At 52.8% G+C, this 12,697-nt stretch carries 11 protein-coding genes; 1 reads left to right on the top strand and 10 read right to left on the bottom strand.

The features are described 5' to 3' along the window. Window positions 1-18 precede the first annotated feature (18 nt). Complete coding sequence (locus tag QMN23_RS11500; RefSeq protein ID WP_281999449.1) at window positions 19-1,410, top strand: ParA family protein; 1,392 nt, start codon at window positions 19-21, stop codon at window positions 1,408-1,410. Between the two features lie 33 nt (window positions 1,411-1,443). Here the strand turns inward: QMN23_RS11500 and QMN23_RS11505 are convergent, their stop codons facing one another. The 10 genes from QMN23_RS11505 to QMN23_RS11550 all read right to left on the bottom strand — a co-directional run bounded on the left by QMN23_RS11505 (window position 1,444) and on the right by QMN23_RS11550 (window position 12,684). Next, complete coding sequence (locus QMN23_RS11505) at window positions 1,444-2,097, bottom strand: divergent polysaccharide deacetylase family protein (protein WP_281999450.1); 654 nt, start codon at window positions 2,095-2,097, stop codon at window positions 1,444-1,446. A 436-nt stretch (window positions 2,098-2,533) separates the two neighbouring features. Next, a complete protein-coding gene (locus QMN23_RS11510) occupies window positions 2,534-3,874 on the bottom strand; it encodes a cohesin domain-containing protein (RefSeq protein WP_281999451.1) in 1,341 nt (446 codons plus the stop codon). Between the two features lie 301 nt (window positions 3,875-4,175). After that, window positions 4,176-4,799 carry an AfsR/SARP family transcriptional regulator gene (locus QMN23_RS11515; RefSeq protein WP_281999452.1) on the bottom strand — a complete coding sequence of 208 codons (624 nt, stop codon included), beginning with the start codon at window positions 4,797-4,799 and terminating at the stop codon, window positions 4,176-4,178. A 177-nt stretch (window positions 4,800-4,976) separates the two neighbouring features. Further along, a complete protein-coding gene (locus tag QMN23_RS11520) occupies window positions 4,977-6,302 on the bottom strand; it encodes a S41 family peptidase (protein ID WP_282003881.1) in 1,326 nt (441 codons plus the stop codon). 27 nt (window positions 6,303-6,329) lie between these two features. After that, a complete protein-coding gene (locus QMN23_RS11525; protein ID WP_432613077.1) occupies window positions 6,330-7,514 on the bottom strand; it encodes a murein hydrolase activator EnvC family protein in 1,185 nt (394 codons plus the stop codon). Beyond that, complete coding sequence (gene ftsX / locus QMN23_RS11530) at window positions 7,511-8,461, bottom strand: permease-like cell division protein FtsX (protein WP_281999453.1); 951 nt, start codon at window positions 8,459-8,461, stop codon at window positions 7,511-7,513. Before ftsX ends, QMN23_RS11525 begins: the two co-directional genes overlap by 4 nt. Further along, entirely contained in the window at window positions 8,448-9,119 is a 672-nt protein-coding gene (gene ftsE / locus QMN23_RS11535) for a cell division ATP-binding protein FtsE (protein WP_281999454.1), read from the bottom strand. The genes ftsX and ftsE overlap by 14 nt, the downstream gene beginning before the upstream one ends. Window positions 9,120-9,175: 56 nt before the next feature. Next, window positions 9,176-9,595 carry a type IV pilin protein gene (locus QMN23_RS11540; RefSeq protein WP_281999455.1) on the bottom strand — a complete coding sequence of 140 codons (420 nt, stop codon included), beginning with the start codon at window positions 9,593-9,595 and terminating at the stop codon, window positions 9,176-9,178. Window positions 9,596-9,599: 4 nt separating this feature from the next. Beyond that, a complete protein-coding gene (locus tag QMN23_RS11545; RefSeq protein ID WP_281999456.1) occupies window positions 9,600-10,082 on the bottom strand; it encodes a type II secretion system protein in 483 nt (160 codons plus the stop codon). A 34-nt stretch (window positions 10,083-10,116) separates the two neighbouring features. After that, window positions 10,117-12,684 (bottom strand): secretin N-terminal domain-containing protein, encoded by a 2,568-nt coding sequence (locus tag QMN23_RS11550; RefSeq protein WP_281999457.1) that lies wholly within the window; start codon window positions 12,682-12,684, stop codon window positions 10,117-10,119. Between the last annotated feature and the right edge of the window lie 13 nt (window positions 12,685-12,697).

Genomic DNA, 12,697 nt, shown 5'->3' on the forward strand with positions numbered 1-12,697 from the left:
ACAGTGTAGTATGGCGTCATGCACAGTTACCCCTATGTTATCACCGTCTCCTCCGAAAAGGGAGGGGTTGGCAAAACGACGCTCGCCACCAACCTGGCCATATACCTCAAGGCGCTCGACGAAAATCTTCCGATTACCATTTTTTCCTTCGATAACCACTTCACCGTCGATCGGATGTTCGAGATCAAAGGGCAGTCGCAGCAAGGCACGGTCGCCGACCTGCTGACGGAAACACCGGGAAAGAATCTTGTCCGCATTGGTCAGTATGGCGTCGGCTACATCCCATCGTCAACGGCACTCACCGACCTGAAAGCATCTGTCAAGGGACCGATGGTTCTTGCCCGGTTGCTGGCCCTCTCCCGCATTCCCGGCATTCTGATCATCGATACCCGTCCCGACCTTGACGTTCTGACCCAAAACGCCCTCTTTGCCGCAGACCGGGCGATCATCCCCGTCAAAGATATGCCGAGTCTCGAAAATTGCCGGAACATCTTTGCCCTCTTCGACCAGCGGGGACTTGACCGGAAGAGTCTAGCTCTGATCCCTTGCCTGGTCGATGAGCGGATCAAGTACGATGGGCCATTCAGCGACCAGAAAACCTTGCTTAAGGCCTATGCCATCAACCGTGGCTATCGCTGCTTCGATTGCTATATTTCCAAAAGCCCGAAGGTGGAAAGCCTGAACACCAACCCCGACGGCAAGATTTACCCGATTCTCACCCATGCCAAATGGACCGAGGTCCACGGCCAATTTGCCCAACTGGCTCAAACCCTCATGAAAGAGTACCGCGCCACCTCCGACCTGCGCGCCGCGCTTTTCCACCAATGGCTTGAAGCCGAAGAGGACCGGAAAAAGGAAGAATTTTTCGCCCGATTGTCGGGGCTCAAGACGGAATGCATCCTCTGCCGCCGACCGGTTTCCAACCAGGAACCCGGTCGGGTTTCGTTTTATTTTGAAGTCTCCGATGGCAGCGCTGCCGGTTTTTTCGAAGAGGAATGTTTCTTCAACCTCCTGATGACCAACATTTACAACATTGATGTCTCCCGTGCAGACGATGACCCCACCTTCCACATCATGCGCGACGCCTCTCGTGAATCTGCTTTTGTTTTCAGACCAATTGCCAACGGCACGGATGCGACGGTCGAATTCCATCGCTTCGATCTTGAAGGGATCCATCTATTGAAAAAGAATTATCCATTGCGGGAATACGAGGGAGGGCTCCTCAGGCGGGAAGAGAGCAAACTATACAGGATGGTGGTTGAGACGTTCGGCAGCAAGGCCGGTTCGACGGACAACTTTTTGCTCGTCCATCCGGTCAACGGTCAGCAGCCGGAAGCCATCCTGCGGGAGGAGAATTACCGGGGGCTGACACGCCTGAAACAGCGCATCGCCCGCCAACTCGTTTCATAACCACACGCCATTATCTCCGGTCAGTCAAAGCATTCAGTGCACGAGCCGGGACACCGGCACAAAGGTAACCCCTTCCTCCCGCAAACGAGGCAATTCGGCCGCCAGGGTCTGGATCGTCACCGGGTGGGGATGGCAGATCGCTATGGCACTCCCCCGCTTGCGGGCAATGTCAACGGCCTGACTTAATTGCTTCGAGATGTAATCCGCTTGCTGAATATTGTCGAGGAAAACGTTCCTCGAGGCACTCCGTACTCCCATCTCTTCGGCCAGATCATAACCGATGGAGGCCGGTGACGTCTTACTGTCAATGAAGAACAGGCCCCTGCTCTTCAGGATGTTAAGCACCACCGCCATCTTCTCCCGATTTTCGGTAAAATTGGATCCCATGTGATTGTTGGCGCCAACAGCCTGGGGAAGTGCCTCCAGGTATTTCCCCACCCGCGCCCTGATCTCCTCATCGCTCTGCCCTAAGAGCAACCCGTTTTCCTCAAGGCGCTTGGCAGGATAGCCCTTAGGCTCCATCGGCATGTGAATCAACAGTTCAATCCCGCGCTGCTCGGCTTCGGCAGCGACCTGGCGGTCCTTCGGCAAGCCGGGAATAATTGAAAACGTCAGCGGAACCCCGATATCCGCCAGCGACCTGGCTTCCTGGAGACGCTTTCCCATATCGTCAATGATGATCGCCACCACGCCCCCCCGCCCGGCAGCGGCAGGCAAAGCATGCCGTGAGGGAGGATGAACGACTATCCCCGTGTAGTCTTCGTGTACAATAGGGGGTACACGAGCTTCATCGCGCGGCGGGAGCTTATGGTGCTCCGTAATCGGCGGCGGTATCGTCTTGGCCGGCCCGACTTTTCGAGGACGCTCGGAGGTGAAAAACGCTACGGCAGCAACAATGGCGATAACCACTGCCAAAACGAGCGATCCCGACAGGCGTCTCTGTTTGACCCGACGATTTGATTTGACGCTTTTCCTTGGTTTAGCCACCGGCTCTCTCCCGCATTTCAGGACTGGAAGTAGTGATATACCATATTCCCGAGATCGAAGACATCCGAATCTTACCCAACAAAAAACCCGCCTCCGAGAAGGGGCGGGTTTTCAATCAGTCGTTGTCAGCTGATAACTACTTTGCCTTGTGGCCTTTGCCACTGCCGTGGATAACAAGATAGTTCGCCGTAAAAATAAAATCGTCCAGGTAATCCCGTTTGCCATCCTTATTCAAATCAAATAGCGGACTCTTGTCAGAACCTCTCTGCGCAATAAACTGAATAAATCCGGCCTCGTTTGTCAGGAGCTTTCGATCGTTCGGCTGTTCGATTGGCGGGGCGACGGTCAGCGGGTAATCAACCATATACGCACCGTAGACGACCGTCAAAGATGCATCATGCCGGCCGGCCGCCGGTAACGCTTCGACGACCCAATGCCGGGCGTCCTTTTTCAACGATTTGAGAGTGGCACCTCGCAGCGCGAAATTCGGGGCGTTTTTCTCCCCTTCGGCAAGTGCCACCAAGACCTTGGCTGTCGTCTTGCCATCGGTCAGACAGATTGCTGGCTCTTGACTAATCGCTTCGGAGACAGGTTTTTGGAAAAGCGCCATCAACGCCTGAGGAGTCCGCTCTCCGACAAACGCTTTGAAACGATCGAGGACACTCGCGTACGCTACGTACTTGCCTTCACCATGCTCTTCGGGCGACGCAGAATTGCGCTCCGGTCGGGGCTCGTTAGTCACTGCACCTTCAGCGGCGGGAGATGGCGATTGCGCTGGCTCTTCAGTCAACGCAGGCCCTGGCACTTCCTGCGAGTTCTCTGCCGGCACAGTGGCATTCCCCGGCGCGGCAGCCCCTCCACCTGATGCCGCTGTCCCCGTTTCGACACCGGTGATCGTGGACGTACCATACTCCTGATAACCCGACGATGAAGGGGTTGTGGTACCTGTGGTACTGGTCGCCGCCTCACTGCCAGTAGTGGATGATCCGGTGGAAGAAGAGCTGTCCGTAGTTGTCGCTGACTCCCCCTGTGACCCTTCCGACGTATTGGAAGTACTCGAAGATTCCTCGGGACCATTTGCCGGGACTATCATATATTGCAGGGCAACGGTCGCTTTACTGGTTGTCTTTCGGTCAAACGTAACAAATGCCACCGGGCCACTGCCGGACAAGGCCGTCATTTGAATCATCGCGACAGTGACAGTTCCAGAAGATCGCGTATTTGATTCAAGGAAGGCGCTCCCCGCAAATGAACCTTTTGTTACTTGGGGGTTAGAAAGGACCGCCGCATCATAGGACAACGTGAATTGTACCCCTTGCACATTGGCAAATCCATTTGCATAAACAGTGAATTCAACGGAATTCGCCTGCCCATTTTCAACTAAAGACAGGGAGCCGCTGCTTTGTGCCCGCGCCTCAGGGACAACGAGCCACAGAACCATCAGGGCAGCGGCCCACAAAATAAGCTTCAATTTCATCAGCCTGCCTCCATAGACCGATCAGACAACAAAAACCCACCGGAATAGATTGCCATCTGATCGGAGCGCTTCTAGCCTAAGGTAGAGTGCGAGTCTATTGTACCGTTTGTACGGTAATAATCTATAGAAATTTTGCCAATGTGTTACCATTAGCAAACTTCGGGCGAATAGGGATGAAAAGCCGAAAGGAGAAGAAAACGTCGCAGAACAGTGGGGAGTCCGGGATAGAACCCGCGACAGCCCTGCCTGGCCACGCGAACCAGACAGGGCTTGGGAGCATTAACCGACCTAATAAAACCGATCAGATATTTTGCACGACAGCGGAGACTTTTTTAAGAATAGTGATCGCCTCGACGGCGTCCGAATTTCCTTCCAGATGGTATACCTTTTCCAGTGAAGTAAGCACCGACCGATAAAGCTGCTCCAGTTCGCTCCTTTCAGCACTGATGAAAGAATCGAAAGGCTCCTCGGGAAGGAAATCACCCAAGTAAATATCCTGGGCTGCTTCCAGGTATTTGCGGGCAGCGGCAATCTCACCCCGGGCAAGCATCTTGATGCCGGAAGAGGCATGATACTTGAACTGGCTCGAATCAAGCGAAAAAATATTATAATTGAGCCGTATCGCTTCGCCAAGGCTGAGAACCGGATTTACAGAGCGGGCACCGGAAAATGATTTACGCAACCGGCTAAGAGTGGTCTTGAAGTTCTTCGCCCCGGCAACCATATCGCATCCGGGCCAGATCATCTCAATCAACTTATCGCGATGCACCCACTGATCATAGGAAATGAGCAGGTAGCAGAAAAGGATTCTCGCCTTCTGACTCTCCCAGACAATGGATATTGGGCTCCCCTGATACGAAAGCGACAGGCCGCCAAAGGTTTTGATCAGGACCATCTCTTCCGGGACGCTCAATTGTTCCGACATGTTTTCTTTGCTTTGTGTAGACATATTTATTAACCACTTTTTATTCTAGATTATTCCTCGTTTGTACTACAAATAAATTACGGAGTCAATATAAGACCGCAAACAATCTGAAACTTCAACAAAAAAAGGAGGGCACTACTCTGCCCTCCTCGGAAAATAACCTGTAATCAGGGCGAATTAATCCTTATTTATATTTTTGAGGATTTCCCAACCTTTTAGCAGATCAAGCGCTCGTTGCACCTGGTAATCACCTTTCAGCTGTTCGTCAATCTTGTGTACCGGAGTTTTATCCTTTCCAGCTTGATTCTCCGGTTTGTCCTTGCCTTCATTTTCAAAATGATTTTCCAGATCTTTCTCCCGGATATGCCCTTCCTTCCTGTCGGTCGCCTGAATTTCAGCACGCTCGACAACGATATCCGGGGTAATCCCTTTAGCCTGGATCGATCGACCGCTCGGGGTATAATACAGCGCCGTCGTCAAGCGTAACCCTGATTCATCGGAGAGAGGGATAATCGTTTGGACAGAACCTTTACCGAAGCTCTGCGTCCCCATGATAACCGCACGCTTATGATCCTGCAGCGCTCCGGCGACAATCTCGGAAGCACTGGCACTCCCACTGTTGATCAGAACTACCAGTGGATAATTAGGTTCTGTTCCGCTTGCCCGGGCAGAGAACTGCATCCGTGAGTCCTTCTCTCTTCCTTCAGTATAGACGATCAGGCCGTCGCTGATAAAATGATCGGCAACTTTTACCGCCTGATCGAGAAGCCCGCCGGGATCATTGCGCAGGTCCAGAATAAGCCCTTTCAAACTTCCACCGTTCTCCTGCTTGAGGCTGGCAAGAGCCTTGGAAAGGTCCTCATCGGTCTTCTCCTGGAATTGGGCGATCCGCACGTAGCCGTACCCGTCATCCAGGGTCTTGTACCGCACACTCTTGACCTGGATTATGTCGCGGACAAGGGTGAACTCCTTCGGCTTGTCGAAGCCCTCCCGCATTATGGTAAGGGTCACTTTTGTCCCCTTGGGCCCGCGCATCCGCTTCACAGCATCCATGATCGTCAGGTCCTTGGTGAACTTGTCCTCGATTTTCAGAATCTGGTCACCGGCCTTGATCCCGGCGCGGAATGCCGGGGTGTCCTCGATGGGTGAAATGACCGTCAAAAGGCCATCCTTAATGGTAATCTCGATCCCGAGTCCGCCGAAAGAACCCTTGGTATCGATCCTCATTTCTTTATACATATCGGGAGGCATAAACGAACTATGGGGATCAAGCGAGGCGAGCATCCCATTTATAGCACCATAAATCAGCTTCTTGGTATCGACCTCTTCGACATAACTCTTCTTCACAATGGCCAGTACGTCAGTGAACAGCTCAATGGAATCGTAGTCATTACTCCCTTCAGCAGCGCATTGTTTCTGAACAACAACGCCGCCCAGCATCATCAGGGTCATCAATGATGCTACGAGAAGTGCAATCTTTTTTCCTCTTCCGTTTTTGAACATCATGCCTCCCGCTCTCGCGCTGAAATATTACCTGAACCACGGCGACGGATCAATCGGCCGTCCCTGATAGCGGATCTCGAAATAGAGCATCGGACCCCGGGAAGAATCGACGTCTCCGACACTGGCGATTGTCTCGTTACGGCTGACTTCCGCCCCTACTCCTTTGGCAATCCGTGATGCATGGGCGTAAAGACTAAAAAAACCGCCACCATGATCAATGATCACCATGTTACCATATCCCTTGAAATAGTTGGCAAAAATCACTTTGCCTTCGTACACGGCATGGATCGGCGCCCCAGCCGGAGCAGCAATGGAAATGCCGTTACTGACCGTGTACGAATTAAAGTCCGGATGCTTATGGCGGCCGAAGGTGTCAACGATCTGGCCGCCGGCCGGCATCGCAAGCTTGCCGCGTTGGGCGCCGAACCCCTTGTCGGTTACCAGGGGAAGCTCGGGGAAACGCCCTTTCGGGCGGCCTTTTTCTCCCTTCGGAGTATAACTTCTTCTACTCAGCGCTTCAAGTTTTTCCACCATGACCTGAAGCCGCCGGGCATTAGCCTGCAGCTCGCGCAGAGACGCCAAATAGGACTGTTTATCCTGTCGTACCTGGCTTAGGTACGCCACCTTCCTTTGCTTTTCGGTTTGAATCTCCTGTTTCTTATGCTCAATGCCGGAGGCCAGGACTTCCTTACGTTTTGCCTCACCTTCAAGCTTCCCTTTCAGCTTCGACAATTCCGCAATCTTAAGGTTATAGTCGGCAAAAAGCCGCCGATCGTTATCAATAACCGATCGCATGTAGCGCAGGTTCTCGACCATTTGCGGAAACGATTCGGATGAATAAAACATTCTGACATTGCTAATTTCTCCCGCCTTATAGATAGAAACGAGCCGGTGCTGAATTTCGGTTTTCTTTCGTTCAACCTCACCTTTGGCGATCTCGATGTCTTTGCCGGTCTGGGAAATGTTCTGTTCTACGCGCTGCAGATCACGGCTCAATGATAATAACTGCGACTGTTTTTCGCGCAGCGAACTATCAATCTCCTGAAGTTCGCCGGAAACCTGCTTCTCCACCTTGGTCGTCTTTTTCAGCAGCCGCTTCTTTTCCCGGATCTCCTTTTTGACCCCCTGCAGCTGATCACGTACATCCGCACCCTGCGCAAGCGATGCGGCAAGGAGCATCCCCAGACATCCGACGAACAGCATTTTTTTCATGATTGACTGCCGATAAAATGTTTCAGGGAGAAAATACTCCCCAGAAATCCGAGGGCGATCCCTCCCCCGAAGATGCCAGCGACATACGAAGGCGGCAGGAACGACAAACCCGACACTGCTCCGGAAAAATTGAGGAAATTGTTCGCACTGTGGAGAAATCCGTAATATGAAGCCACCAGAATCAATTGGGACAGCAATGCCCCTATCGCCCCCTGAACAGCCCCTTCAATCAGGAAAGGGGTTTTGATAAAGAGAGAAGTGGCGCCCACTAGCTCCATTACTTCAAGCTCGTCCTTGCGGGCATAAATGGTCAGCTTGATCGTGTTGGAGACAATAAACAACACCGCCAGCAGCAGAAACGCCCCCAATAGTGCCCCGGCGAACCGCACGAAATTCATGAAGGCATTAAAACGGCGCACCCACTCTTCACCATATTGGACTTCATCTATTCCAGGGACTTTTTTCAGCTGGCGCACATAAGCATCCATCGCCACATCTTCGCGCGTCTTGCGCTTCAGGGTAATTTCCAGCGAAGCGGGCAGGACATCGGCCGGCACCCCGTCAAGCAGCGATTCCTGGCCTTTCAGTCGCGAGCGGAACCGCTCCATCGCCTTAACCTTGCTGACATAAGCAACTCCTGCCGTACCGTCGATCGCCTTGATCCTGTTCATCATAACCGATAAATCCTGGGGAAGCGGCTCTTTATCCAGGTATGCAACAACCTGGATCTTGCCGCTCCACTCGTCGGCAGTTGTTTCGAGGTTCACATACACCAGGAGAAATAGCGAAACGATCAATAACGCGAGGGTTATCGTCCCGACGGTCAGGATATTTACAAGAGTATTCTGACGCATGTTTAGGACCGCCCTGCCGACAAAATATGAAAGACGGCCCGCCGCGCCATCGCCGGAAAGTTTCGGCCGCTTTGTCTGTTTATTGCGCGACATTGCTATCCTCCACAAGCTGTCCCCTGTTCAACACCACTACCCTTTTATGGCTGTTCTCAATCACCCGCCGATCATGAGTTGCAACCAAAACGGTCGTTCCTCTAATGTTTGCCTCTTTGAAAATAGACAGGATCTGCTCCTTGTTCTCGTCGTCAAGGTTGCCGGTAGGTTCGTCGGCAAGGAGGATTTTGGGATCGTTCACCAGCGCTCTGGCCAAAGCGACCCGCTGCTGCTCGCCTCCCGAGAGACGTAGCGGGGTGGCGGCAATTTTGTGCTCGAGCCCCATCAGCTTTAGAACATGGTAGACTTTCTTCCCGATATCTTTTTTGCCCCAGCCGAGCACCTCCAGAGTGATGGCAACGTTCTCGAAAACCGTTCTGTTGGGCAGAAGCTTGAAATCCTGAAATACCACTCCAACACTCCGCCTTAACAGCGGAATCTGGGACCGGGTCAGCCGGGCGATATTCTGGCCATCGATCAGAATCTGGCCTCGATTCGGCATTACCGCAGCGTAAACCAGCTTGAGCAGCGTCGATTTCCCTGCTCCAGATGGCCCGGTAACAAAAACAAAGTCCCCTTTGGGGACCTTGAGAGTGATATCATTCAACGCTGCGGAATCGCGCTGATAGGACATGCAGACATTATGAAACTGAATCATCGTCTCCTCGTTGTCTCAAACTAGTTGTGTGTAACGCCGCTCGAACAATGTGCGCCTTACCAATCCCGATAGGGGGTACCATCGGTGGCGATCAGGTCAGACCCGCTCCGGACCCGATAGACATTTCCCAGATCCTTGGTTCCCGATTCTCCTCCCGATGACTGTTCCGGCGGTGGATCGACGAGCCAAGTGTCATTCTTTCTGGTGATCGGGTCGGTGGGAAGAACTTTAGGCAGATAATTCTTGTCAATGAGGTCCTGAAGCGAATCCGGGTACTTGCCCTGATCGGCCCAGTATTGATCGATGGCACTATTCATCGTATGGAGATCTTCCTTCAACACTGCTTCCCGCGCCTTGATCAGGCTGATCCGGTAATTGGGAACGGCGATAGACGCCAGGATGCCGATAATCGTCAAGACGATCATCAGCTCGATCAGCGTAAATCCCTTTCGATTTTTCAGCACCTTCAGCAGCATTCGGTTACCAATCCTTGTACTTCGTCCCGTCGATGGCTGTTCCTTCGCTCAGGGAATAGACATCATAGACATCTTCGCCACCCCACTGGGTGCTTTCCGGATCATCACTATATGAGCGCATTCCCCATTGCGGCTTCTCCCCCGGGAGAGGCGGATTGAACGGATCGGGAGGGATTTTCCGCAAAAATTTCTTCTTATATGAATAAAGCCCGCCGAAATCCTTCCCCTCGACCAGTTCATCAAGTGTTTCCGGATACCCCGACTTGTTCTGGACCGACGGGATTTTTCCCCCTTTAACCGCCTCATCATAACTTTTCTTGTAGTCGTCGATTGCCGTGCGGATCAAGCGTAGATCACGACGCAGCTCAAGCTCTTTGGTCCGTTTTACCGTCATCTGGACTGACGGGACAACAACACTGGCGAGCACGCCAAGAATGGCGACCGTGATAATCAGCTCGATCAGGGTCAGGCCCCGCTGATCTTTCATTGCCGGTCGCACGGAAATTCTTGACAACATACGGCTACTTCACTTCAACGACCGTATTATACGGGATAATCTCGATCGGTCGGCTGGCTTGATTGACAAATTTGACGTTCTGCAGGCCCAAACTCGCCGGCCCCTTGTTCTTGGCAAGGAAGGTTGCCGTCAGTAAAGTACCCGTACCGTCGATCGCTCCTTCAGAGACTGCGGTTCTCGCCATGGTAACAGTGACTCGTCCCGTCCCCTTGTCGGCTTGAGCAGTAAATGTGGTCGGCTTCCCGTCCCGGTTCAGGAAGTTCCCTTCCGTTGCCCCTACGTATTCTACAAAAATTGGGTCATAGAGCAGTACAAAAGTGGCTCGCGCAAGCCCCTTCACATCGGAAGCCTTGATATCAACCTTGAATTGAGACCCGGAATTTACTGCCGAAGGGGCGGTTATATTCAAACTGCCCCGTAGCGGCGCCTGAATTGAAGGAACAGCGGCAACCGCCGCGACGGGAACGGTCGTCCTTGCCGCGGCAGCGGTATTGGTAGCCGCCGGCGGCACCGTCGCGCCGGCAGCTACCGCAGCCGGCGACAGTTTCGCCGCAGGAGCCTGGGATACTGCGGCAGGAGGAGTAACTCCGGGGGTAGCAGGGTTTCCCGCCGCAGGGGCCGGGATTGCGGGGACGGAGCCGGACGATGCGGGATGCGGAATCGCACCAGTAACCGGCGCCGGCTTGGCCGGCACCGCCGGAGGAACTGCCGGGAACTCCGGTTCTTCGACAAAAGATGAGTACGGCTTCGCCGTCGACGGTTCATCTTCCTTCCCGGACCAGAACGAAGCGACATCACTGTCAGGGATAGTCACGGCACGGACGATCCGCGGGGTCACAGCCAGGACCAGTTCGTTTTTGTCATCCGTACCCACGTTGTTCGAAAAAAGCGGTCCCAGCAGCGGAATATCACCCAACAGGAAGATCTTCTGGTTGCTCTTGGACTTGTTATCCTGGATCAGACCACCGATAAGGCTCGTTTCGCCGTCTTTGAGATTCAGGACCGTATCGAGATTTCGGGTGCCGATCGTTACGACGGTGGTTGCCGAATCCGTTCCACCAACCGTTTCCTTGCTGATGATCGAACTCACCTCAAGACTGAGTTTGATCGACACATCGTTATCGATCTGGATCGTCGGCTCGGCATTGAGTTTCACCCCGACATCGACATACTGGACGTTAACGCTGAATCCGCCGGTAGTCCCCGTTGTTGAGGTAGTCGTGATCGGGACCCTGGTGCCGACGGTAAATTTCGCTTTTTCCCGATTCTTGACGCGAATCTTCGGGTTCGCCAAGACTTCGGCATGAGCAACCCGCTTGCTGAAATTGTATGTGGCGCTCGGAACGGTAACAAACCCGTTATAACCGCTCCAATTAAAAACATTGAGTAAATTATTCGCCGTCACCTGGGTAGTAGTAGTCGTAGTTCCGGAGCTGGTAGTCGTGGTCGTCGGGCTGAACGTATCGGAAAAGAACTCGCCGCCAGGGGTACGCGCATTCATGGTCAACGAATAGCTCGACAGACCCAGGCCGAAGTTTTCGGCATTATTCTTCGACACCTCGATAACTTCCAGATCAAGCACGACTTCGGCATCAGGGACATCGTTTGCCTCAATGATCTTCTGTGCCACGTCAATCACGTCCGGCGTATCCCGAATGACAATGGCATTGAGATCCTCGTTCACGTATATCTTGCGAACCTGCAGCATTGTCCGCAACAGGTTGACCGCTTTCTTTGCATCCAGGGTATTCAGGTAGAAGGTTTTGACGATAAGATCCTCGTATTGCTTTGTTTTCTCGGGAGTTTTCGGGAAGATGATAATAGTGCTTTCATTGAGCACCTTTTTCCCAAGCTTGTTCATCCCGGTGAGGATTTCAAGTGCCTGCTGGAAAGTGGCATTTTCCAGGAAAATGGTTACATTCTGGTCTTTGACCGCATCGTCGAAGATGAAATTGATCCCCGATAGTTGGGTCAGGATATAGAAGACATCCTTAATCTTCGCATCCTTGAACTTGAGTGTAATCGGCTTAGTCGATTTGAGGTTCAGTTCGTACCCTTCAAGGCGAGTTTTCCGAGTCTGCAGCAGCCGCTCAAGGGCATCTTTCGCCTCATTGTTGTCAGGATCAATGGCCAGGCCCTTGCGATAAGACTGGAGCGCCTCTCTCAGTTTGTTGCCTTTTTCGAATTCTTGCGCTTCCTTGAAGTAAGTTTGAGCATTACGAATCTTGAGCAGCTTTTCACTCTGCTGGCGGGCACGGTCGAGCGAATTGTCGAGAGCCACCGCCTCCTGATATTCCCGCAGTGCATCATCGTATTGATGCTTATTGAAGTACTCCTCACCCTTGTTGAGGTGGAGCCGGGCAGCCTTCTCACTTACCTTGAGGAGCCGCAAACGGTACTCATAGTTGGTAGGATTGGCGGCAGTCGCCTCCGCATATTTCAATACTGCTTCATCAAACTTCCCATCGGTTTCCAGTTTTTCGCCCTTGTTGAAGGCGGTCAGCCCCGCCCCACAACCGGCAAGCCCTCCCACAAGGAGAGCGACAGCCAAAACTTTCAGTATGATTCGCATGAGAAGACTCCTC

The sequence above is a fragment of the Geotalea uraniireducens genome, assembly GCF_027943965.1.
In the GTDB taxonomy this organism is placed as follows: domain Bacteria; phylum Desulfobacterota; class Desulfuromonadia; order Geobacterales; family Geobacteraceae; genus Geobacter; species Geobacter uraniireducens.

Bases quoted from the DNA above. Each gene is read 5' to 3' on its own strand.
- QMN23_RS11500 (WP_281999449.1), top strand. From the start codon at position 19: ATGCACAGTTACCCCTATGTTATCACCGTCTCCTCCGAAAAGGGAGGG.
- QMN23_RS11510 (WP_281999451.1), bottom strand. From the start codon at position 3,874: ATGAAATTGAAGCTTATTTTGTGGGCCGCTGCCCTGATGGTTCTGTGG.
- QMN23_RS11515 (WP_281999452.1), bottom strand. From the start codon at position 4,799: ATGTCGGAACAATTGAGCGTCCCGGAAGAGATGGTCCTGATCAAAACC.
- QMN23_RS11520 (WP_282003881.1), bottom strand. From the start codon at position 6,302: ATGTTCAAAAACGGAAGAGGAAAAAAGATTGCACTTCTCGTAGCATCA.
- QMN23_RS11525 (WP_432613077.1), bottom strand. From the start codon at position 7,514: ATGAAAAAAATGCTGTTCGTCGGATGTCTGGGGATGCTCCTTGCCGCA.
- ftsX (WP_281999453.1), bottom strand. From the start codon at position 8,461: ATGTCGCGCAATAAACAGACAAAGCGGCCGAAACTTTCCGGCGATGGC.
- ftsE (WP_281999454.1), bottom strand. From the start codon at position 9,119: ATGATTCAGTTTCATAATGTCTGCATGTCCTATCAGCGCGATTCCGCA.
- QMN23_RS11540 (WP_281999455.1), bottom strand. From the start codon at position 9,595: ATGCTGCTGAAGGTGCTGAAAAATCGAAAGGGATTTACGCTGATCGAG.
- QMN23_RS11545 (WP_281999456.1), bottom strand. From the start codon at position 10,082: ATGAAAGATCAGCGGGGCCTGACCCTGATCGAGCTGATTATCACGGTC.
- QMN23_RS11550 (WP_281999457.1), bottom strand. From the start codon at position 12,684: ATGCGAATCATACTGAAAGTTTTGGCTGTCGCTCTCCTTGTGGGAGGG.